At 60.3% G+C, this 21645-nt stretch carries 20 protein-coding genes and 1 pseudogene; 13 read left to right on the top strand and 8 right to left on the bottom strand.

The window, feature by feature from the left end:
- Positions 1 to 16 precede the first annotated feature (16 nt).
- Both P73_RS23190 and P73_RS23195 read left to right on the top strand, forming a co-directional pair.
- Positions 17 to 1936, top strand: coding sequence for a penicillin acylase family protein (locus P73_RS23190; RefSeq protein WP_043872280.1), 1920 nt, complete (start codon positions 17 to 19; stop codon positions 1934 to 1936).
- Positions 1933 to 2925, top strand: coding sequence for a cytochrome c oxidase assembly protein (locus P73_RS23195; protein ID WP_040652273.1), 993 nt, complete (start codon positions 1933 to 1935; stop codon positions 2923 to 2925). The genes P73_RS23190 and P73_RS23195 overlap by 4 nt, the downstream gene beginning before the upstream one ends.
- A gap of 243 nt (positions 2926 to 3168) precedes the next feature.
- Here P73_RS23195 and mntR read toward each other — a convergent pair whose 3' ends face one another.
- Entirely contained in the window at positions 3169 to 3639 is a 471-nt protein-coding gene (gene mntR, locus P73_RS23200; protein ID WP_009820125.1) for a manganese-binding transcriptional regulator MntR, read from the bottom strand.
- Between the two features lie 94 nt (positions 3640 to 3733).
- On the opposite strand from mntR, the gene P73_RS23205 reads away from it, so the two are divergent.
- The 4 genes from P73_RS23205 to phnE are packed head-to-tail and all read left to right on the top strand — an operon-like array spanning position 3734 to position 8026.
- Positions 3734 to 5614 carry a cytochrome c peroxidase gene (locus P73_RS23205; RefSeq protein WP_052453654.1) on the top strand — a complete coding sequence of 627 codons (1881 nt, stop codon included), beginning with the start codon at positions 3734 to 3736 and terminating at the stop codon, positions 5612 to 5614.
- Positions 5614 to 6489 carry a phosphate/phosphite/phosphonate ABC transporter substrate-binding protein gene (locus P73_RS23210; RefSeq protein ID WP_043872281.1) on the top strand — a complete coding sequence of 292 codons (876 nt, stop codon included), beginning with the start codon at positions 5614 to 5616 and terminating at the stop codon, positions 6487 to 6489. The genes P73_RS23205 and P73_RS23210 overlap by 1 nt, the downstream gene beginning before the upstream one ends.
- Complete coding sequence (locus tag P73_RS23215; protein ID WP_052453653.1) at positions 6486 to 7268, top strand: phosphonate ABC transporter ATP-binding protein; 783 nt, start codon at positions 6486 to 6488, stop codon at positions 7266 to 7268. Before P73_RS23210 ends, P73_RS23215 begins: the two co-directional genes overlap by 4 nt.
- The gene (gene phnE / locus P73_RS23220; RefSeq protein WP_009820129.1) at positions 7268 to 8026 is read left to right on the top strand and encodes a phosphonate ABC transporter, permease protein PhnE; all 759 of its coding nucleotides are present in this window, start codon (positions 7268 to 7270) and stop codon (positions 8024 to 8026) included. The genes P73_RS23215 and phnE overlap by 1 nt, the downstream gene beginning before the upstream one ends.
- Positions 8027 to 8029: 3 nt before the next feature.
- On the opposite strand, the gene P73_RS23225 is transcribed toward phnE, so the two are convergent.
- A complete protein-coding gene (locus P73_RS23225; protein ID WP_043872282.1) occupies positions 8030 to 8506 on the bottom strand; it encodes a L,D-transpeptidase family protein in 477 nt (158 codons plus the stop codon).
- Between the two features lie 99 nt (positions 8507 to 8605).
- Complete coding sequence (locus P73_RS23230) at positions 8606 to 11002, bottom strand: heavy metal translocating P-type ATPase (RefSeq protein WP_234994810.1); 2397 nt, start codon at positions 11000 to 11002, stop codon at positions 8606 to 8608.
- Between the two features lie 169 nt (positions 11003 to 11171).
- Here P73_RS23230 and P73_RS26585 point away from each other — a divergent pair, with 169 nt between their 5' ends.
- Positions 11172 to 11441 carry a hypothetical protein gene (locus P73_RS26585; protein WP_050686128.1) on the top strand — a complete coding sequence of 90 codons (270 nt, stop codon included), beginning with the start codon at positions 11172 to 11174 and terminating at the stop codon, positions 11439 to 11441.
- Between the two features lie 39 nt (positions 11442 to 11480).
- On the opposite strand, the gene P73_RS23235 is transcribed toward P73_RS26585, so the two are convergent.
- Together P73_RS23235 and P73_RS23240 are read right to left on the bottom strand one after the other, a co-directional pair.
- Positions 11481 to 12146, bottom strand: coding sequence for a L,D-transpeptidase (locus tag P73_RS23235; RefSeq protein WP_043872284.1), 666 nt, complete (start codon positions 12144 to 12146; stop codon positions 11481 to 11483).
- A gap of 202 nt (positions 12147 to 12348) precedes the next feature.
- Positions 12349 to 13041: pseudogene (locus P73_RS23240) on the bottom strand (hypothetical protein); the annotation flags it as partial.
- 125 nt (positions 13042 to 13166) lie between these two features.
- On the opposite strand from P73_RS23240, the gene P73_RS23245 reads away from it, so the two are divergent.
- The 4 genes from P73_RS23245 (at position 13167) to P73_RS23260 (ending at position 18235) form a co-directional block, all read left to right on the top strand.
- Positions 13167 to 14786 carry an ISL3 family transposase gene (locus P73_RS23245; protein WP_074743530.1) on the top strand — a complete coding sequence of 540 codons (1620 nt, stop codon included), beginning with the start codon at positions 13167 to 13169 and terminating at the stop codon, positions 14784 to 14786.
- 143 nt (positions 14787 to 14929) lie between these two features.
- The gene (locus P73_RS23250) at positions 14930 to 16564 is read left to right on the top strand and encodes a Mu transposase C-terminal domain-containing protein (protein WP_028095480.1); all 1635 of its coding nucleotides are present in this window, start codon (positions 14930 to 14932) and stop codon (positions 16562 to 16564) included.
- Between the two features lies 1 nt (position 16565).
- Positions 16566 to 17447 carry a TniB family NTP-binding protein gene (locus tag P73_RS23255; protein ID WP_028095479.1) on the top strand — a complete coding sequence of 294 codons (882 nt, stop codon included), beginning with the start codon at positions 16566 to 16568 and terminating at the stop codon, positions 17445 to 17447.
- A complete protein-coding gene (locus P73_RS23260; protein WP_043872286.1) occupies positions 17444 to 18235 on the top strand; it encodes a TniQ family protein in 792 nt (263 codons plus the stop codon). The genes P73_RS23255 and P73_RS23260 overlap by 4 nt, the downstream gene beginning before the upstream one ends.
- Here the strand turns inward: P73_RS23260 and P73_RS23265 are convergent.
- Together P73_RS23265 and P73_RS23270 are read right to left on the bottom strand one after the other, a co-directional pair.
- Complete coding sequence (locus P73_RS23265) at positions 18232 to 18735, bottom strand: PIN domain-containing protein (protein WP_043872287.1); 504 nt, start codon at positions 18733 to 18735, stop codon at positions 18232 to 18234. The two genes, P73_RS23260 and P73_RS23265, sit on opposite strands and share 4 nt — an antisense overlap.
- On the bottom strand, positions 18732 to 19853 hold the full coding sequence (locus tag P73_RS23270) for a helix-turn-helix domain-containing protein (RefSeq protein WP_028095403.1): 1122 nt from the start codon (positions 19851 to 19853) through the stop codon (positions 18732 to 18734). The genes P73_RS23265 and P73_RS23270 overlap by 4 nt, the downstream gene beginning before the upstream one ends.
- Positions 19854 to 19920: 67 nt before the next feature.
- On the opposite strand from P73_RS23270, the gene P73_RS23275 reads away from it, so the two are divergent.
- Both P73_RS23275 and P73_RS23280 read left to right on the top strand, forming a co-directional pair.
- Positions 19921 to 20145, top strand: coding sequence for a DUF2188 domain-containing protein (locus P73_RS23275; RefSeq protein ID WP_028095404.1), 225 nt, complete (start codon positions 19921 to 19923; stop codon positions 20143 to 20145).
- 18 nt (positions 20146 to 20163) lie between these two features.
- A complete protein-coding gene (locus P73_RS23280; RefSeq protein WP_028095405.1) occupies positions 20164 to 20373 on the top strand; it encodes a hypothetical protein in 210 nt (69 codons plus the stop codon).
- A 296-nt stretch (positions 20374 to 20669) separates the two neighbouring features.
- On the opposite strand, the gene P73_RS23285 is transcribed toward P73_RS23280, so the two are convergent.
- Positions 20670 to 21512, bottom strand: coding sequence for a hypothetical protein (locus tag P73_RS23285; protein WP_028095406.1), 843 nt, complete (start codon positions 21510 to 21512; stop codon positions 20670 to 20672).
- Between the last annotated feature and the right edge of the window lie 133 nt (positions 21513 to 21645).

Here is a 21645-nt window from a genome sequence, read left to right on the forward strand (position 1 = left end):
TGGCACCGGCAACGAATTGAAACGACTGTTCAACATATTACTGTACTTGCTCCTGGCGATTTTTGCATCAGGACTGGCCGTATCCGGTGTCGTCTACTTTCTTTTGCGCGCCTCCGTCCCCGACTATGACGAGGATTTCAGTGTTGCGGGAATCGAAGGTCCAGTCGATATTCTGCGAGATGCTGCGGCCATACCGCACATTTCTGCAGACTCCGCTGCGGACGCCTATTTCGCGCTTGGTTTCGTTCACGCTCAGGACAGGCTTGGCCAGTTATTGAGGGCAAGGCGGGCAGCGCAAGCCTTGTTGCCACTTGACCAGACGATCGAAGTCGAGCCTTCGACAGCCCAAGCGCTCGACGCATATGCCGCTGGTGTCAACGCGTGGCTTGGTCTGGTATCCGAAGGCGGGCGCGGCAGAGGCTCACCCGATCTGTTGATCGCGGATGAGAGAATGATCGCTGCCTGGAGACCCGTCGATAGTCTCAGACTTGCCCAAGCGTTTCTGAACGATCTTCAACCCGAGAGACGCCAGAGTGACCTGTCCGGCTTGTCAGATCGACCTCTTTTGCCCGAGCTGTTTGTGACCTCGCCCAAGGTCAGCCTCGATGCTTGGGCGTTGCCTGGAGACAGAACAGCTTCGGGAGCACCAATTCTCGCCGCCGATATACGTGGCCCCTTATCGCTGCCTTCTGAATGGTACCTGGCGGATATTCAACTCCCGACCGGAGCCGCGATTGGGGCTACAATGCCGGGTGTGCCCTTCATTGTCGTCGGTCGCAGCGAACGCGTCGCTTGGGCGTTCCGATCTCTGTCACTGACTGCCCTTAAAGAGCCAGTGAGTCCCACCGCTGCCAAGGCCGGCAATTTTCTGATGATGCTTGACCGTCTGGCGCGGTCCGCCGATGTGAACGATGCTATGGACGCAAGCATGAACCTGGCACCAGCCGGATTGGAGATTCTTGCCATCGGCCGAGAAATCCTTGCTCGCTGGCCTGACAGGGAGGTCGAAACGCCTTTCTCGTTTCGAGACGCCCGTCTGGCAGCTCTTGATGTGCGGCAACCGATATTCTCGGTCGAGGGCGCGATTGCGGCGCAGCGCGACACGGTCAGCACTGCCGCGCGGGCGCTTCTTCCTATAATGGCAAAAGAGCTCTGGTTCGTGGGTTCCGCAGGCGCTCTCGAAGAGAACCGCGCAGATGAGTTTCGCGGCGATATTCTGGGTCAACTTGCCCAATGGAATGGCGACATGGATCGCTTTTCACCGGAACCGCTCGTGTTCTGGGCCTGGGCGCGCGCGTTGCAAAAACGGATACTTCAGGATGAATTTCCATCCGCGACAACGGTCTGGGCCAGGCCAAATGCCGATATCCTATTTGCGGTGCTTTCAGATCGCGGAGGGAGCGCAATCTGGTGCGACATCCGCCCGTCCACCCGCATCGAGACCTGCCAGGATCAGGTTCGTGCGGCCCTGGATGATGCCATCGGCTGGCTTGTCGACCGCTACGGACCCGATCCGTCAGATTGGGTCTGGGGCGAAGCACACGCTTTGAATATGGGGTGGGCGCCAATCCGATCGAGTGGGATCATCAGCGATCTGCTGTCTCTCGAAGCCCCATCTTCGGGCGATCCATACACACTGATTGCAACGCTGTTATCTTCTGACAATGACCGCCCCTTCGCGGCCAGCGCGGGCACCAATTTTCAGGCGGTCATGTCGTTTTCGGAAGAAGCCGGATCCTATTTCATCGCGCCAGCCGGTCAGTCCGGCCACCCGCTCTCACGTTTCTATGAAAACCTTTTTCTCATGTGGATGCAGGGCAAATATCTCACGATGTCCACTGATCTGTCCTTGGCCCGGGGTGGCGCTGTGGGAACATCCCGACTTTCACCGGTATCCGTCGATACGCCGACAATACAAAATGACAGGAGCCGATGATCACTTACTTCCTCCTTTTCGACCCGTTTGGGTATGCGATTTCGCCAGTGTCCCTTGTTTCCGTCAGCTTGGCCGCATGGGTCTACATGCGCGGCCTCGTGCGATCCGCTCGCATTCGCGGGACGGTGTCTATGTGGCGGCAAGCCCTGTTCCTCGCTGGCTTGACCTGCATTCTCGCGGCCACAAATGCGCCTCTGGCTTCGTTGGGGCATAGCCTCTTTTCGGTGCACCAAGTGGAGCACCTTCTCCTCCGCCTTGCAGGACCACTACTCTTCGCGGTCTCTCAGCCGTGGCGATTATTGCAAGCCGGTTTGAACAGACGGTGGCGTCGATACCTCGACGCTCTTGGAAAATCTTTTGCATTTCGGTTCTTGGCACATCCGGTAACCGCCACTGCCGCGCTCATCACGTCGCTCTTTATCTGGCAGATTCCAGTGCTTTACGGACTTGCTCAGCGCATCGCGGCGATCGAGGTGTTCGCCCATTTTGCGATGGTGCTGGCAGGGATCTGGTATTTCGGCATGCTCTTCGACCCGAGAGATCCCCCTGAGGGCGCGAGGCGCGGCGCAAGGCTGATCTCCGGTTTCGCGGTGATCGTTTCAAACATTTTTCTGGGTTCCTTGACGACACTCAAAGAGGTGAGCCTCTATGCTTCCTACCAAACGGCGGGAACCGGGTTTCTCGATCCCCTGTCCGACGAAACCATGGGTGGCTACACGATCTGGGTCCCGTCCTCGATGCTGATGATCGCCGCGATCATTCTGGTCATGAACGGGTGGAACGCGGCCGAGGTGCGTCGCTGGAATTCACGATACGAGTTGGTGCGAGGGTCAAACTCCGCGGCGCTCGAGTTTCCGGAAACGGCCGAAGAATTGCGTCTGAAAGTAGCAGAGCCAAACCGCGACATGGGCCGGACGCTCGCCATAGGTGCCTTGGTCATGTTCTTCATCGTCATGACGACGGTGGTGACAATTGTCTATGCGCTTTGAACAGAGGAGCAAATCAAAGGTTGTATCCACGTCTTTTCCCGCGATCGACATTCTCGCTGCACCGTCGTCGCAGTCAGAGATTTTGGGCACACTATCTCGGGCTGGCCAAGCTCAGAGGACACGAACGATTTTCTGCACTAAGGTTGACCATCAGAACAAATGCCAACCCACCAGCCTTTGACTGCTGACGCCGCCGCCTCCTGAGTCTTGCTTTTCTGAATTTCGCGAGAACTTGATGCTGCGCTACTTGCCGCTTTGAGATTGCAGGAGGGCGTGTTCGAAGGCCTCCAGCGTGGTCGTGCTGACGTGATGCTCGATCCCTTCCGCATCGCGTTCCGCAGTCTCTTCGTCGATTCCCAGGCTGAGGAGAAACGCGACGACGATCCTGTGTCGTCGGCGGCAGGCCTCGGCCAACTCCCGACCGGCATCCGTGAGGAATATGGCGCGGTAAGGTTCCCGCCGCACCAGGCCAGCAGCTTTGAGCCGCGAGATGTTCTTGGTCACGGTCGGCGGCTTCACTCCAAAACGTTCGGCGATTTCCACCGGCCTTGCCTCTCCGCGCGACTCGATCAGTTCGGCGATCAGTTCAACGTAATCTTCCGCCATTTCGCTCTCATGTGCCTGACGCACGGTCGCGAACCCCTCAGCCTGTGCTTCGGGAGCCCTGTCGACAGTTTCGAACGGTTCATGTTCCTGTGATTGCAGCTTTGTCATAGTTGGGACTTTGCAGGGAAACTGCAGGATTGACAACTTGTTTGCTTAGGGTAGATAAATTAGCCGTGTCTAACTTTTGAATTCGGAGACTGCGGTGATTCAGAAATTCCTTGGAGCGTTCATTGTCGCACTCGCAAGTGCGCTCGTCCTGTCCGGACCTGTCGCTGCGACGCCTGCCAAGGAGGCTCCATGGCTTCCCGAGGCGGCGGCCTACCGGCTGACTCTCTTCCTCGGAAATCTCGAACCGCTGCCTTGGGATGACGTCGGGACCGCCTGGGCCGAACCCTACCGGGGTTCGGAATTCTCTGTTGGTGCATTGGCATGGCTGGACGGCAACAGCGACATCGGACCCGCCCCCCTTCTGGACGCCATCACTCGCGAAGACCGCCAGGCGGTCTTTGCCGAGGCGACGCGGCTGATCGCGCGCCGGATCGACGAGGAACTGGACCGAGCAGTCATGGCCGACGACCCTGCACGTGCGCAGCAGGCCGTGCGGACAGCCCGAGAACTCTATCGCTCGTTCGCGGACGGTATCGCGGCTGCTGATCCCGACGCTTCGAGACGCATCGGCCTCGCCTGGCTGGAACTCAACAGCAGCACAGGTTCCGCCGGTGTTCTTGGTGCTGGTGCCACACCCGCGAGTCGCAAAACCATGGAAGCCGCGCGCGAAGTCATCTCCCTCTATCTCGCCGAGAATTACCTCGTTGACGATTTCGCGCCGCGCCGGACGCTGAGCGCGCTGCCGGAAACTGTTGTCCTGAGTGGCCGCACCATCGAGGTGCCGCCTAGCCTGCCGCCGGGGTTTGACATCTTCGATCAGGATCCGCTGCCGCGCCTCGTCCTCAATTTCGAGGAGCAGGGCATCGACGAGACCGACCTGCCATTGGTGGCCTATGGCGACATGCTATTCGACAGCGCGCAAATCTTTGGCAATCCGGCGCAGGGTCTCGGGGTCGCTTGTTCGACCTGTCACAACCGATCGGACGTTAACCAGAGGCTTTTCATTCCGGGTGCGAGCCATCAACCAGGCGCGATCGATGTCGATGGCGCCTTCTTCAACCCGATCTTCAATGACCGGCGTGATGATCCGATTGACATCCCCAGCCTCCGTGGCCTGCGCTTCACCGGGCCCTACGGCCGCGATGGCCGCTTCGCCTCCTTGCGCGATTTCACCCGCAACGTCATCGTCAACGAGTTCGGCGGCGATGAACCGACGCCCTTCATGCTGGATGCTCTGCTCGCCTACATGCTCGAATTCGACTTCCTGCCCAACTCCATGCTGACACCGGATGGTCAGCTGACCGAAGCCGCTCCCGAGGCAGCGCAGCGCGGCGAAGCGATCTTCAATACACCCTTCGCGGCGCTCGGCGACCGTTCCTGCTCCAGCTGCCACGTCCCGGACACGAACTTCCTGGACCGGCAGGCCCATGATATCGGCTCGGTTGCGTTGGCCTACGATGGCGCCCGCACCGGTGCGATGGATACACCCACGCTGCTCGGCACCGTCTACACCGCGCCCTATTTCCACGACGGGTCGCTGCCGACCCTGGCCGCTGTCGTGGACTGGTTCGACGAATCGAAGTCGCTCGGCCTGACCGGAGCGGAACGGGCCGACCTGACGGCCTATCTGGAGACCGTGGGCGCAGCGGACGAGCCCTATGAGGCATTCGACGCCGAGAACACCGCCTTCCGGCTGGCATTCTCCGAACTGACGACCTTCGCCTCGACGCTTGATACGCTGCTGCCGCAGCGGGATGCAAAACATATCCTGCTGCTGACCGACACCGTGGCCGCGGACCTTTCGGCGGACGCCAGCACAATGTCGAACCTGGCTGCGCGGCCTGAAGTCTACGCGTTGGCCCAACGTCTGGCCGAGGTTGGTGACGCCGTTCGTACTGATGACTGGGTGGCTGCCGAAACAAGCTGGACCGCGTTCAAGTCCGAAGCCGACGCAATCGAAGAGAGGGCATTCTGATGGCGATCCATATGAACCGCAGAACGATGTTGGCGCTGGCCGCTGCGGGCGCAGTATCGCTCGCAACCCCGCTGGCCGCGCAGGACACTGCGTTGCGGCTGGCTTTCATCCCGCAGGAGAACCCCGAGAAGCTCCTGGGCGACATAGAGGCCATCAGCGGCTGGCTGGCCAGTGAGATCGGCGTCCCCGTCGAAGGGTTCGTCACCATCGACCATGCGGCGGCGGTCGAGGCGCTGAGAAACGGCGACGCCGACATCTCCTTCATGGGCGCCCTGCCCTTCGTTCTGGCCGAGGCCGAGATCGGCGCGGTGCCGCTTCTCTCCGAGGTCTACCGCGACGCGCCGAGTTATACGGGACGCATTTTCGTGCGTCGCGACAGTGGCATCGGCGCGCTTGCAGACCTGCGCGGACGCGACATCGCATTCGCCGATCCGATCTCGGAATCGGGCTATCTCTACCCGCTCGCCGAATTCGTCGAGGCTCGGCTGATCGACGGCCCAGGCGCGGCGGAGGCATTCTTCGGCCGCGTCTTCTTCGCAGGCGGCTATCAGCAGGCCATGCAGGCGATGGCCGAAGGTCTGGTCGACGCTGCGGGTGCCAGCCAGTATGCCGACCTGCTCCTGACGCCGCAGCAGCAAGCACAGGTGACATGGATCGCGGAAAGCCCGCCAATCCCCAGCCATGTCGTGATCGCGCGACCCGGGTTGGATGCCGAGGTGCAAGACCGCTTCACCAACGCGATGCTGCGGCTCAACGAGCCCGAGAACCGCGACAAGCTGCGCTATCTCTACGGGCCGGACGGCTATGTCAGGGCCGACCCTGCCGCCTATGACGGCGTGCGCGACATGGCACGGCGATATGGGCTCCTGGAATGACCACCGCCATCCGGATCGACGACCTGAACTTTGCCCATCCGGGCGGGAGTGTTCCGGCGCTGGAGCGAGTCTCGCTTACGATTTCGACCGGCGAAAGCGTCGCTTTGCTCGGCCCGTCCGGGGCAGGAAAAACAACGCTGCTGGCATTGCTCGATGGCAGGCTCCACGGCTGGCGCGGGCGCGTTTCAGTCTTGGGTGCGCCGCTCGATCCAGACCAACCGCCGCCGCGCGCAAGCCGACCTGATACCGGTTTCGTATTTCAGGAATTCGCCTTGGTCGAACGCTCCACGGTTCTGCGCAACGTGCTCAACGGCCGCCTAGGCCGGATGGCGCCCCTGCGCGCCCTGCTGGGGTCGCCAAGGCCACATGATCTCGACATTGCGCGCACAGCCCTCACTGATTGCGGCATTGCCGATCTCGCCGAACGCCGGGTCGACAGTCTCAGCGGCGGCCAGCGGCAGCGCGTGGCCATTGCGCGGTGTCTCGCGCAGGAGCCACGGCTGATCCTCGCCGACGAGCCGGTGAGCAACCTCGACCCCACCCGCGCTGGGGAGGTCTTGGCGCTGCTGACCGGGGCGGCGCAAGCGCGCGGCGCAACGGCGCTGTTTTCCTCGCACCAGCCCGACCTGGCGCGGCGTTTCGCGCAGCGCATCATCGGCATGCGGAACGGGCGGATCGTGTTCGATGTGCCGACATCCGAGTTGCAGGACGAGGCGACGGCGGCTCTCTACCGGGAGGCAGAGCCGATGCCCGGTTCCGGCCTCCGGGCGGTGTCCTGATGGGCCACCGCAGGTTCGGCGGCTTCGCGACCAGCACCCTGATCGCAGGCGCAATCCTCTGGTCCTTCGCCACGACCGATGTCGAGTTGTCGCGTCTCGTTTCGGCCGGTCCGCGGATCGCTGACTTTCTCGGGCGGATGTTCCCGCCCGATCCGACAGTGATGGCCGAGATCAGGAAGGGCAGCGCGGAAACGCTGAGAATAGCGATCCTCGGTTCCCTCGGCGCTGTGATCCTGTCGATCCCTCTGGCCATCCTCGCCTCCGAGACCATGGTCTCGCGCATGGTGTTCGGCCCTGTGCGCGCGCTGCTGGCCTTTATCCGGGCCGTGCCGCTGATCCTCGTGGCCATGCTTATGGTGGGCGCTGTCGGGCTCGGGCCGCTGCCCGGCATCATCGCGGTCGCCTTTCATGCAACGGGGATGCTCGCCAAGTTCTATGCCGAGGCGATCGACGGCGTGTCCCGCGCGCCGATCGCAGCACTGGAAAGCGCCGGCGCCGGACCGCTCGTGCGGCTCAGGCATGCGATCTGGCCGCAGATGGCCCCAGTCATTGCCCGCGACACGATTTTCCGGTTCGAACTGAACCTGCGCGAGTCGCTGATCCTCGGCATCGTCGGCGCGGGTGGGATCGGCTTCTACATCCAGACCTACGTGAGATCCTTCCAGTATGATAAGGCCGCCAGCGTCACGATTGCGGTCGTCGTCATGGTCATGGCCATTGAGGCGATCAACGTCGCACTGCGGCGCCGCTTCACCTGATCCTTAGGCGTAAATGTCGATCGGTGTCCCGTCCCTGACCATGGCATAGATTTCCTCGATCTGGCGGTCAGTGACGGCGATGCAGCCTGCCGTCCAGTCGCGGACATTCATTGGGTCGATCCCCTTGCGCGGTCCTCCGTGGATGAAAATGTCGCCACCGGGCGACTTTCCTTGAGCCTGCGCAAAAGCGATGTCTGCCGCGTTGGGATATGAGATGCCAATCGACAGGTGAAAGAGGCTCTCCGGGTTGCGCCGATCAATCACGTAGGAGCCCTCCGGCGTACGGCCGTCCCCCTCGAACTGCTTGTGACCTTCGGGCGCGAAGCCTAATCCGATGGGATAGGTCCGCAAGACGTCATCCACCCCGTCCAGAACCAGAAACCGCTGTGCCTTATACATGCGTAGCCGGGTCACTTCGGGTCCGTTGTAAGACCGGAACTTGCTGGCACAACCTGACAGGAAGGAGGCCAATCCGCCCATCAAAAAGGCGCGCCGTGGAAATCTGGTGTTTGTCACTGCTCGACGCCCCTTTTTGCGAGGTCTGTTGGTGCCAGAGGTTACTCTACCGAAGACGTCGGATCAATGACCGTGCGCCAGTGCTCCCTTCGCCATCTGCTCGCCCACCGGTTCACCGCCCGAAGGCCCGTCCTTGATCCGATGGCCGTTCAAAAGCCGCAGCGCATTGGCGACCACCAACAGGGAAACGCCTACATCCGCAGCGATGGCGCCCCACATCGAGGCCATCCCGAACGCGGTCAGCCCGACGAACAGCGCCTTTGTTGCCAGCGATATACCGATATTCTGGTGGATAATCGTCATTGTCCGCCGAGAGTGAGTAATCAGCCACGGCACTCGAGCCAGATCGTCGGTCATCAGTGCAATATCTGCCGTTTCGATCGCCGCATCCGATCCGACAGCCCCCATGGCAATGGCATAATGCGCGCGCGCCATTGCGGGCGCGTCGTTCACGCCGTCGCCGATCATCGCCACCATATCGTGGCATTCCACCAGTTCCTCGATGGCCTTCACCTTGTCTTCTGGCAAGAGTTCGGCGCGCACCTCGTCAATGCCGACCTCGGCCGCCACCGCACGTGCGGTGCGTTCGTTGTCGCCCGTCAACATCACGATTGTCTTCACACCCTGCGCGTGCAGACGCGCAACGATACCCTTTGCATCGGGGCGAATGCGGTCACGAAGCTCCAGCACGCCGGTCACGCCGGTCTCGTCACCCACGGCAACCAGGGTGCTGCCTGCCCCTTCGATCCGGTCCCGAAGATCCGCCGGAATGGCATTGCTGAAACCTTTCTCTTGGGCAAACCGATCTGATCCGAGCCAGATCGCGCGCCGGTCGGCGCGTCCTTCGAGCCCGCGCCCAGGCACGGTCCGCGTGTCCTCTGCGGCAGACACGGAAACACCATCGCTTTCTGCGCGCGCGAGGATGGCGCGTGCCAGCGGGTGCGAGGACCGCGCCTCCAGACTGGCTGCCAGCGTGATGATTTCGCGAGCGGAGGCTTCACCCAGCGGGTGAACCGCCGCCACCTCAGGCTCGCCCATGGTGATCGTTCCCGTCTTGTCCATCGCCAGCGCTGTGGTGCGCCCTGGCGCTTCGACATAAGCGCCGCCCTTGATGAGCACCCCTGCTCGCGCCGAAGCGGCCAGCGCTGCTACAATGGACACCGGCGTAGAAATGACCAGTGCGCAAGGACATGCGATGACAAGAAGGACCAGCGCATTGTAGAACCAATAGTCCCAGGCGCCGCCGAGCAAGAGTGGCGGCACCACCGCGATGGTGATCGCCACCGCCATCACGATGGGTGTATAAATGCGCGCGAATTTCGCCACCCATTGCTCGACCGGCGCGCGGCGGGCATGGGCATCACCGACCAGACGGATGATCTTGGCCAACACTGTGTCGGAAGCTGCCTTGGTCGCTCGTACCGTCAGTGTGCCTTCGCCGTTGATCGTGCCGGCATAGACCTCATCGCCCGGCTCCTTTGGCACGAGCGCGCTTTCTCCGGTAATGGGAGCCTGATCGACGGCTCCCGCCCCCTCCACCACTTCACCGTCGAGGGGGATGCGGTCGCCGCCGCGCACAATGAAGCGATCGTTCACGGCGACCTCTGCCGCAGGCACATCGGTTTCGCTGCCATCTGATCGGATCACCCGAGCTGTCGGCGGCGCCAGATCCAGCAAGGCCGATACCGCGTTGCGGGCCCGCCCCACACTCCAGCTCTCAAGGTAAAGCGAAAGTGAGAAGAAAAACGCAACCGTCGCGGCCTCGAAGAATTCGCCCAGCCCGATGGCACCCGCCACTGCGACCACCATCAACAAGTTCATGTCAGGGGAAAACCGTCGCGCGGAAGACCAAGCCTTGGGCGCGACCAGCCAGACCCCGAAGAGAATTGCCACCGCGAATAACCCTGCTTCCGCGAGTGGCATCGGCATTTCTCCGTGCCCTGCGAATAGCCCGAGCGCACCACCCATGCCGGTTTCGACGATGTGGTAGAGAAAACCTGCCACCCAGAAGCCGCCGCTGAGCGCGGTAAACCGCTTTTGACGTGCCAGATGCGCGGCCTGATTCTCTGCTGCGTTGTCGGCGTCCCACGGTTTTGCGCTCATGCCGGTACTCGCGACCAGTTGCGAAATCTCGTTGTCCGAAATCCCGACTGCGGTATCCAGAATTGTCATCCGCCCATTGATGACATCGAACGCCAGATGCTCAGTCCCGCCGACTTTTGGACCGACCACCCTATTCAGGATTGCCACCTCTTCGGCACAATCCAGACCGGAAACTTGAAAACTTCGCCCATTCGACGGGATGGATTCTGCCGGTCCCGTGTTGGCTCCAGCACCGCAGCACGCAGCACCATCTCCATGAGAGTAGCGAGCTACGCTCGCATGTTTGTGATCATCAACATGATCGTGACTGCAGTCAGAGCTGTGCTTGTGGTCGTGGCGGTGGCCATTGGAAGACATGGGATTGACCTCGGGATTCGTTCATTCCACATTGAGATAGCCCCTACAGTAACTAGAGCTTCAAGAGCTAAAACAGAAACTTGGTCAAGTAAGGACACCGATCTGCGGAACCTTGAAACGCGTTGCCAAGTCTGTGGACGCGGCTGACCTGCCAAAAAGTGAGATAGATATGCTTCAAAAATATGCGGTGATCATGGTTGCAACATTGGCCCTGGCTGGCTGTGCGGTACCTCCGAAGGAAGACAACGATCCATTCAGGGTCGGGAATATTCCAGAATCTGTCGCAGCCCTCGCTGCACCCGACCAGGATCTCAACACGGCACGGCTACGTCCCGAAGATAATTGCTATTGGTATGCGCATAGTGGGCCTGTGGAAACGACCTTGGTCCCGTTGCGATCGGCAGGCGGCAATCCCATCTGCGTCGCGCGCCAATCCTGATTGACGCGTCCAAGCGTCGGATTGACGGCGCGGCTTGGGTCAACTCTGCGGAGTCACGCTGTCCTCGGCCGAATATAGGAACGCCATCGAGCCAATCTCCACATTCGGATACAGATCGTTTATGTGCGCCATGACCATCCGGACGCAACCGGAACTTGCTCGGCCGCCGATGCTTCGCGGCTGTGGTGTACCATGGATGCGCAGATAGGTGTCTCGGTCCCCGACAAAGAGATAAAGCGCCCGTGACCCGAGCGCGTTCTCAGGTCCGGGTTCCATACCGTCAGCGATATCGGCGTAGAGCTCCGGGTCGCGGTCAATCATGTTCTGTGTTGGCTGCCAATGCGGCCACCTGACCTTGCGCTTAATCGTGTAGACACCCGGCTCATAAAGTTTGCCACGAGCAATCGCTACGCCATAGCGCATCGCCGTTCCGCCTTCCTCGATATGGTAAAGATAGCGCGCAACAGCATCGACATGGATGTCACCGGCCACAAGACCATCTTTAGCTACAACCCGCTGCGGCAGAAAGCGCGGATGCAGGCCCCACGGGTTTGATGTGGCTGGATTATAGCCCGGCGGTGTAACCTGTGCATCCCAAGCAGCCTTTTCCGCTTCAGTGGGCCAGGTGTCAGCGAGGAGCGGACTCGAGATAGACGCCGAGAACAATGCGGTAGTCGTCTGGATGAAGTGTCGTCTTGTCAGCATGTATCGTGCTCCGCGCAGTTTCTATTTCGGTGTCGGATCTGTCAGATCGATTTGCTCCACGCTAAAACGTCTAGCAACTAGAGGTTCAAGGGTTAAATTTTCACTTAACCGCGAGAAGCAGAGGGTTGAATAGCGATTTCAATGCTAGACGTTCACGCGCCAACTGGGTCAGCAAAGGGCTAAATCCAAAAAGGCTTCTCTACTATATCGTTGCACGCCACATCCGATAGCGCCCCTGCCCGGTCACCTCACGGATCAGACCCCGCGCTTCCAACCAGCCAAGGTTGCGCTGGACGGCGGCGCGGCTGGCGCCAGTCAAGATTTCGGTCATCGGTGCAGAGACGAGTGGCCACTCGGTCAGTAAGGCGCGGAGAGCAGGTGGCGTCTTGCCCGAGAGCGGTGCCATTTCGGCGTCTGCGCGCATAGCCCATGCCTCTATGTCGTCTAGGTGCCGCATCGCGCTCAAGGATGCTGTCATCATCCCATCGAGCCAACGCGCCAGACGGTCAGCGGGTGGGCCGCCAGCGCGCAGCCCCCCTGATCCGCCCATGGCCAGAGGTGCAAAGACTGCCCCCCTTCCCTCACCGGCCGCAATCCTTGCGGCTGTGACTGCCGCCTCCATCCCGTCTCCGTGCTGTCCAAGACCAGCGAGGTTCCAGAGGTGGAAACCCATGCAGGCGCGGCTGATCGGATGCAGATCGACAGCTCGCGCCATCAGATCCAGCCAGCCGCTCGCACGATTCATGAAAGGTTCGGCATCATCACCAAGGTTCTCGGGGTCGCGGCGGTCGAGAAAGGCGGAAAGGTCCACCTCGGGCCCCGGCCCGCCGCTCAAACGGCGAACTGCCCATCCGACACGCGCGAGTGCTGCGGTGTCCTCCTGAACGCCTGACAGGCTGTCGCGTTGCCCTTTAATCTGAGACGCGACGCGTTTGGCGACAATTTTTGCCCTTAATTGGGTTCTGCCTCAATTTGTGTGGCGCAACTATCCTGAGCTTGGAACATTCGGGAGGGATAGTCGTGATTTCAAAAAAGCACTGGTCGCCCGGGAGCGACGTTTCGGTTCAAGGCGTTAAGCGACGTGATTCCGGCGGGTGGCTTGTATCCGGTGTTTTGGCACCGAGAGGCATCTGCCCAGATTGTGGTTTGCATTCTCGGCGTCGTCACGGGTGGCGGCAAAGGCGGCTACAGGATTTACCTGCACTTGGCGACAAGGTAACAATCGCACTCTGGGTCTGCAGGTGGCGATGTCGCGCTTCCACGTGCCCGCGGCGGACTTTTTCGGACTACACCTCGTCAATTGCGCGTCCATTTGCACGTCGAACTTCGCGTGCTGATGAGATTGTAGTTCATCTGGGGCACGCCACGGGTGGACGGCCTGCCGAGCGGCTCTTGCGCCGTTTAGGCGTCGGTGTCAGCAATGACACGGTGCTGCGACACCTCAAGAAGTGTGCGGAAAGCGTCGCCCCGCCGCCAACGGTCATTGGCATCGACGATTGGAGCTGGCGCAAGTCGCAGACTTACGGAACCATCATCGTCGATCTCGAGCGGCAGACCGTAATTGATATTCTTCCGGATCGGAGCGTTGAAAGCTGTGCGAGCTGGCTGCGGCAGCACCCTGAGATTGAAGTCATCAGTCGGGATCGTTGTGGCGGATATGCGAAGGCCGCACGTCAGGGTGCACCGCAAGCCCTGCAGGTCGCAGACCGTTTCCATCTCGTCCAGAACCTGCGCCAGGCCATTGAAGAGCAGATGAATATGCATGGCCGCGCCACCGGGCGGGCGCTATTGTCAGATGCCGAAAACATCAGCACGGCCAATCATCTACTGCGATCGCGTCTTGCTCATCGGAAATCACGTGAGGAAATTTTCCGAAACATCCATGCGCTTCGTGATCAAGGGCTGTCTTGTAGCGAAATTGGACGTCGGACCGGCTTCCCGCGTCGTAGTGTGGCGAAGTGGTTGAGCTCCGACTCGCCACCAGACCGCCGCCGAGCTGCATTGAAGCCCACGTCGCCGTGGTATTTTGAGAGCATACTGGCCGATCTCTGGAAACAGGGTATCCGGTCCGGCCAGGAATTATTGGTCGAAATTCAACGCCATGGCTATGAGGGCAGCTTGTCTCATTTGCAACGTCTGCTGGCCGGATGGCGAAGGGATGAACAAACCGTTCTAGCAGGCCCGACCGACACGCCGCTGCCCCTGGCGCCTGTGCGGGACCCGCAAACCGGTCACGCCATTTCGCCGGTTGTCGCAGCGGCGCTCTGTATCAAGCCGCGACGCAAATTGACCGCAGACCAGGCCCAAAAGGTAGATGCATTGAAGGCCGGATCGCCAAGCTTTGCCACGATGCGGAGCCTTGCCATGCGGTTTCAGGGCATTTTGCGCGGCGACCAGTCCGCCCCGCTGGACGCATGGATCGACCTGGCCATTGAGACTGGCATCCCACCAATCATGCGCTTTGCCCGCACGCTGCACCGCGACATCGAGGCCGTGCGCAATGCCATCGAACTTCCGTGGAGCAACGGTCAGGCTGAGGGCCAAGTCAATCGCCTGAAGACCCTCAAGCGCGCCATGTACGGTCGCGCCGGACCAGAACTCCTCAGAGCCCGAATGCTGCCACTGCGCCACACAGATTGAGGCAGAACCCTTAATTGTGAGATGGGAAATCCAACGAAATCAACGGCTGATCTTTGCCCTTAAATATGAGATTTTGCCTTTAATTCTGATATTTTTGCCCTTAAGCCTGAGACAGGGTTCACAGACATTTGCGGCAAATATCGATGAATGATGATGGCGAAGACTCCGTTGCCGTTGGTGCTGAAGAGGCGCGCAGGGCCGCGGTGCTGCGCCCTCTTGTTCAGGCATATCTCAATGGGACTGGCAGCCTGGAACGTGGCATCAATGACGCCGTTTGGGAGCTTGGTGTCAGCAGGGCGACGGTCTGGCGTTGGATAAAACGGTTGGCGGAAGAGGGTGGGCGCACCAGCGCTCTGGCTCCGCGGAAACGGGGCCGCCCGACCGGGACGATGTTAATATCCAGCAAAGTCGAAGCGGTAATCGAGGAGCACCTTCGCCGCTATTTCTTGCGCCGGGAGCGTTCGAGCTTGTCGCGCGTCGTGACAGAAATCCGCAGCGCTTGCTGGCAGGAGGGCTTGCAACCGCCGACGCGTCGGACGGTTCAGCGCAGGCTGGATGCAATGGACGCCCGCGCAATTGCCAAGGCACGCGAAGGCGCAAAGGCGGCCCGCCAGAAATTTGCGCCGGTCGTAGGCGACAACAAGGCAAACCGGCCACTGGAGGTCGTGCAAATCGACCATACGCCTGCGGACATCATTCTCGTCGACAGTTTTGAACGCCAACCAATTGGGCGGCCTTGGGTCACGCTGGCGATCGACGTCGCAACGCGGATGGTGACCGGATATTACACCTCTCTCGAGGCTCCTTCGCGTCTGTCGGTGGCGCTTTGCCTGACACAGGCTGTGGCCCCCAAGGCGGAACTTCTGGCGGAATTGGTGTGCAATGTTCCTTGGCCCGCGCAGGGTAAACCGCATAGCATCCACGTCGATAACGGGCGCGATTTCCGGTCGCATGCCTTTCGGTCGGCATGTGCGGAATGGGGGATCGATCTGGTCTATCGGCCGCCAGGCAGTCCTCATTTCGGAGGGCACATCGAACGATTGATCGGCACGATGATGGGGGCCGTGCACCTGTTGCCTGGAACAACGCAATCCTCGGTCGTGGCCAAGGGCGACTACGATGCCGAAGGCATGGCCGCGATGACTTTAGGCGAATTTGATCGCTGGTTTGCCCTGGAAATCTGCCGCTACAACAACAGCATTCATTCAAGTCTTGGCTGTACGCCCGTCGCCAAATGGGAGGTGCTCTCAGAGGAAATGATGGGCGACATCCCCTTCGAGATGGAAGCCTTTCGGGTGAGCTTCTTGCCGAGCGAACTGCGCAAGGTCAGGCGTGACGGCATCCATCTGTTCCAGATACGGTACTGGTCGGATGCGCTTGCAGGCCACATTGGGCGCGGGGATGGGAAGGTGGTCGTTCGCTACGACCCTCGCGATATCTCAATGATCTGGGTCGAATTGGACGATGGCCGATATGTTGAGGCGCGTTACAGAAACTTGGAAATTCCGCCCGTGCCGCTCTGGGAATATCGCGAAGCCATGAGGAAGGCCCGTGCCCTTGGCAAATCCGGGTCCAATGAGCTGGTCCTGGCTGAGCTGATCCGACAGCAACGCCAGATCGAGTTTGAAAGCCGGGGCCTAACGAAGGCCGAACGCCGATCCCGTGAAAGAAAAGGGACATTGGAGGGCACCAACTCGGCTGTCTCGAAAACCGAAAGGCTGCGCCCGATCGACACGGGTGATACATCGCGCCCATTGTTCAAAGTGGAGAGATGGTGAATTGAGGGCAGGGACAACAGAGGAAGACGGTCGGATCGCCCTCATTCAATCGGATATCTGGATTGGCTTTCCGCGGGCCGAACAAGTTCTGGACCGTTTGCAGGGTATGATCGAAGCGCCAAGGCAAACCCGTATGCCTGGCCTTCTTGTGCATGGCGCGTCTGGGATCGGCAAGACGATGATCGCCCGCAACCTGTCGCGCAGATATGCACCGGAATATGACCCAGCATCGGGAATTACGCGAACGCCGCTCTTGCTGTTACAAGCACCGCCAGCTCCCGACGAACGGCGGTTCTATCTGCACATCCTGGCGTCCGTCGGGGCACCGGCCACGGCACTGGGCGCGCGCGCTCAAAATGTGGCCTCCCTCGAAGTCCGTGTTATTGCGCTTTTGCGCGACCTTGGCCTGCGGATGATCATGATCGACGAGGTCCACAACCTCTTGGCCGGGACCCACCGCGAACAGCGACGCTTTCTCAATGTTCTTCGTTATCTCAGCAATGAGCTCGAGGTGTCACTGGTCTGTCTTGGGGTCAGCGAGGCCGTCGACGCCATCCGTGGTGATATCCAGCTTGCCCGACGGCTGGACGAACATCACTTGCCAAACTGGCGCGACGATGCCGAGTTCTCGGACATGATCCAGACCCTTATTGCTGCCATGCCACTGGAAAAGAAGTCCAACCTGAAGGTCAAGTCACTCAAGCAGATACTTGCACTGACCGGTGGGGTGACCTCGCGCATTTTCGCCCTGATCAAGGATCTTTCCATCGACGCCATTGTAACAGGTGATGAATGCATCACCGATGACGCAATCGTAAAATGGACGCCGGTTTGGTCGCGCCATGCGAACCCCCATCGGCGGCTCGAGAAGTCCGGGGTGTGAAGCCGCACCCGCTGCCCAAGACTGTCGCGCCGCTGCCAGACGAGTTGTTGTCAGGTTGGTTGTCTCGGCTGGCGGCGGCCAACTACTGTGATGATGCGGAACTGCTGGCCCATATCGAAATCGATACAACTCATGGCACGTCCTTGGACTTCAACATCGACGCGGCAGCGGCGGCGAAGATTGCCAACGCCGCACGGATTGACCCAGATGTTGTGCGATCTTTGACCTTCCCAGCAATGACGACACGAGAAGCCTCGCTGACGGCCCAGATACCATTCCAGCATTGCCTGCAATGTTCCAGAGAGGGCCTTTCGCTCAAGCATTGGAGGCGAGCCTGGGCATTCGACTGCCAGGTTTGTGGGACGAGACTTGTGCCGACGCTCGGCAAGGCCAGTGGCGAACAGATGCCCGAAAAGCTGATAAATCGTGCGCGCAACGGCGCCGCGCGGCTTGAATACGCCGCGCGATTACGCAGCTCCAAGCAACTTCGGCGCGCAATGCGCGCGGTCACCTTTGCCATATCATTAAAGGCCTTCCGCGGAGATCCGTTACACGCTCTTCAGGGCCACAGGCTGGAAGTAAGGCTGTTTTGCCTTGCTGCAATTGATGCAGCCCAATCCCGTCCACTGGTCAAAGCGGCCATCTCAAGCTCCGGCATCGACGACTATGCAAGGGTTGCTCTATTGCGCGCCTTCGATAAGGAGCCACGTCTGCTTGCCGCGGTCGATTACATCGCCCGGCAGCGCGCGAAAAGCATAGGCGCGATGGCAGTGGAATCTCATAATTAAGGGCAAAAAATATCCCCGAACGCGTCGTGTCTCAGATTTAAGGGCAACGCGACATCCGCGCGCCAGACCTGCAGCGCGGAGATGAGAAGCTCGACCTCGCAGACACCGGCCGCGTGCAGTTCGTCAATGATCCAGAGTACGCCATGAACGCGCACGGCGCGGGCGGTGGCCACCTTGCGCAGCAGGTTGTCGCCGGTCAGGAGGATACCGTTCTCCTGGCAGGTTGTCGTCACGAGGGCGAAGCAGTCGTTGGCCGACAAGCGGCTATGTTCCCGCTTCAGTGCGAAAACCCGCGCGACCTCTTCGCCCGGCAGATCATAGGTGGCAAGGCCACCATCTTCGAGCATCCGCCATTCCTGCGCCGTGAAGTCGAGGAGCTCCTCCTCACGGATGGGCAGGGGCACGATGAACCGATAGGGCAGCCGCAGCAGGACGTGCAGCAACTCTCCCTTCTTCAGGTCGATCAGGCAGGACGCATCATTGACGACGATACAGGTCACTGGTCACGCGGCCCCCTGATGTCACGTTCGACAACGCTCAAAGGGAGCCCGAGCATCTGGGCAGCGCGAACAGGCGAAATCAACTCCTCGCCGAGCGCGCGCCAAACGAGGCGCTCGAAGCGTTGCGGCTTCTCGAAGGCCGCGAAACCCTCACCGGGACCGATAGGCTCCGGCTCTTCGCGCCGCCAGCTTCGCGCATAGGTCTTGAACGCATATTCCACAGCGCTCTTCGACAGAATGCCCACTTGGCCGAGCCGCACGAGCATCGCGGCGGCAGAGACTCCGTAGGTGCGCTTGAGCCGCATGATCTCTATCCAGGTCATGCCGTGCCGGTTCCGGCCAGCTTCCTCTTCCAGATGCTCGCGCGGGATAAGAAACGCCCCCGCGAAGCGGTGCATGGACGGCTCCTTTTTCAGCGCGACATTGCCGGTCTCGATGATGATCCGATGCGCGAGCTCATGGGCGAGGTTGAAGCGCTTGCGCTCGACGTTGGTGTGCCGCGAGACGACGATCACCTCAGTCGGTGCACCTTCCGCCCGCTCAACATGACAAGCCAGCCCGTTGATGCGCTCAGGTAGATCGGCCTCGATGACCTTGAGCCCCTTGTCTTCGAGCAGGGCGGTCATGCTTGGGATGGGGTCGATCCCGAGCTTCCACTCGCGCCGCACGTCCCGCGCTTTGGCGTCGATGGCCTCTTCATCGGCTACCATGTCCACGCGCAGCGCGGCGAACGGGTCTTCAGCCGGATGCAGGTCGAGGATGTCCTCGATGGCGAGATAGTCTTCGAGCTTCTCGATCACGATGGCTTCCGCCATCGCGCGATCCTGCGCCGAGGCAGTCGAGTTCTTCCGCCACTCGACGCTTTCCAGAGCTTCGACCTGGCCACCGACAAGAAAATCCAGCGACACGCCGAGCGCCTTTCCGAGGCCGACCAACACCGACGAGGACGGCATCATCTTGTCCGCTTCGTATTTGCTGATGGCCTGCGCCGACACGCTTGGGGTCACGCGGTCGGCGAGAGCTTGCATGGATAGGCCAGCCCGCTTGCGGGCAAGCCTGAGCCTTTGTCCGAACATGGTCCTCTCCCGGCGGTTGTTGTTTTGGTTGATAAGCGCCATTTCCTAATCTATATTTAAACACAAGGTTGGCAGAATCGTCAACCGAAATCGACATATGGAGCTTAAAATGTCTAAGAAAAATCAGCATGTTGTGCCGCATCAGGGCGGTTGGGCAGTGAAGGGGGCGGGCAACTCCCGCGCGTCTTCCGTCCATGGCACGCAGCGCGAGGCCATCGCGGCCGCGCGAGAATCCGCCATGCGCCAGGGCAGCGAGATGCTGATCCACGGCGAGAACGGTCGCATCCGCGAGCGTAACACCTACGGCAACGATCCCTTCCCTCCGAAGGGCTAACAGAAAAGGAACGACGCGATGGCTCGCATCGAAATGCGGTTCAATGGCCGCAAGATCGCCTCTGCCGCCCAGCTTCAGCGTGAGCTGACGCGCAGCATGGAGAAGCACGTTGAAGACAGCCTCAAGAAGGCTGCCGGTCCCGGCGTGCGGATGAAGAAGACCCGCGAAGGCTACAGCTTCGAGGGCTCGCCCGAGCAGATCGAGCGCATGAAGAAGCGGCTGCGCTGACGTGGCCGTCGAAGCCGCCCACAGCGACTTCACCTCCCCAACTGGATTGCCCCTTCGGCTGGCAATCATCAACTCCGGTCGCTGAACCGCCGCTTGTAGCGGGAGACGGGAGTCCTTTCTCAGGCAACCGCCGTTCATACGACATTCAGGCCATCCCTTCCGGCTTCGGCCCCTCGGATAGGAAGGCACATGGCTTCAAGCCGATGCAGTGCTTCAAGAACTCACTGCGCGACCACACCGGCTATTGCGCCCACAATCTGGCTGAAGTCGAGCTTGATTGGCCAACTGAGTGAAAGTCACCGCGCAATCTCGCCAGCAAACACCGCCCGTCCGTGCACCGCCAAAGTTGCTGAAAACCTCTGGCACCCAAACTTGCGGATCACATCGAGTACCCGCGCTTCGTAGGCAGCGTGTCCGATCAAGCGACACAAGTCGGACGCGTGGAACTGGCGGTTCGCAGTTGGTGCGGCTTGCATCTGTCTCAGCAATTCGCGCTCTTTGGGATCCGTTATTGGTCTCGCGGGCGGCTTGACCGCGGGACAAGTTGGAGTTCCCCACGAATTTCGCCATCGGCGCATGAAGCCAAGCAGGAAGCCGGCCGGCACCCTGCCGTTGCCTCGGGATCGGTTGAAGGCGAGGAAGCGATCCCAGATGACCTGGGTGTCGATGTTCCAGCAGGGCAACGTGGCCTTCGCCGCTTTGATGAGCTCTGCCCAACTGGTCTGAAAAACGTTCGAACTCGCGGTGATATCGATCAGCCCTGAGAAGATAGTTTTGTTATTATTATCTCTAGATAGTGATGTGTCGTCTTCACCTGACACGAGATCATGGGGTTCACTCTCCTTGTCGAAGGCGGAAAACCGAAAGATCCAGGGCGCGAACTTGCCATTCGGCTTCGCCCGCTCGAGCTGCAACTCCGACGTCTCAAGTTCGCTCAAAAGAACCGAAAGATATTGTCGTGAAACACCCATCCTCTCCGCTAGGGCAGAGAGGGTGAAGGCTGCCGTTCCGCGCGACAAACCGTTGTAGCCATCCTTCCAGGCGATGGCATCGAGGATGAGGGTAGCAAGCTTGTGCGCTGCAACAGAGAGATTTGTCTGCGTGATCCGTCGCAGGATCAGGCCGGTCGTAGGTTCCATGGTCGAGGTCTCCTTGGAGAACCGACGCCATGTCGTGAGACAACAACATTCTTGCCAGCAAAACAACTTTGCTGGTTGCAGGTGTTTTAGCGGTGCGCTAGGAAACTCTTGTTCACGGAGTTTTCTAGCACGG

The sequence above is a fragment of the Celeribacter indicus genome (assembly GCF_000819565.1).
In the GTDB taxonomy this organism is placed as follows: Bacteria; Pseudomonadota; Alphaproteobacteria; order Rhodobacterales; family Rhodobacteraceae; genus Celeribacter; species Celeribacter indicus.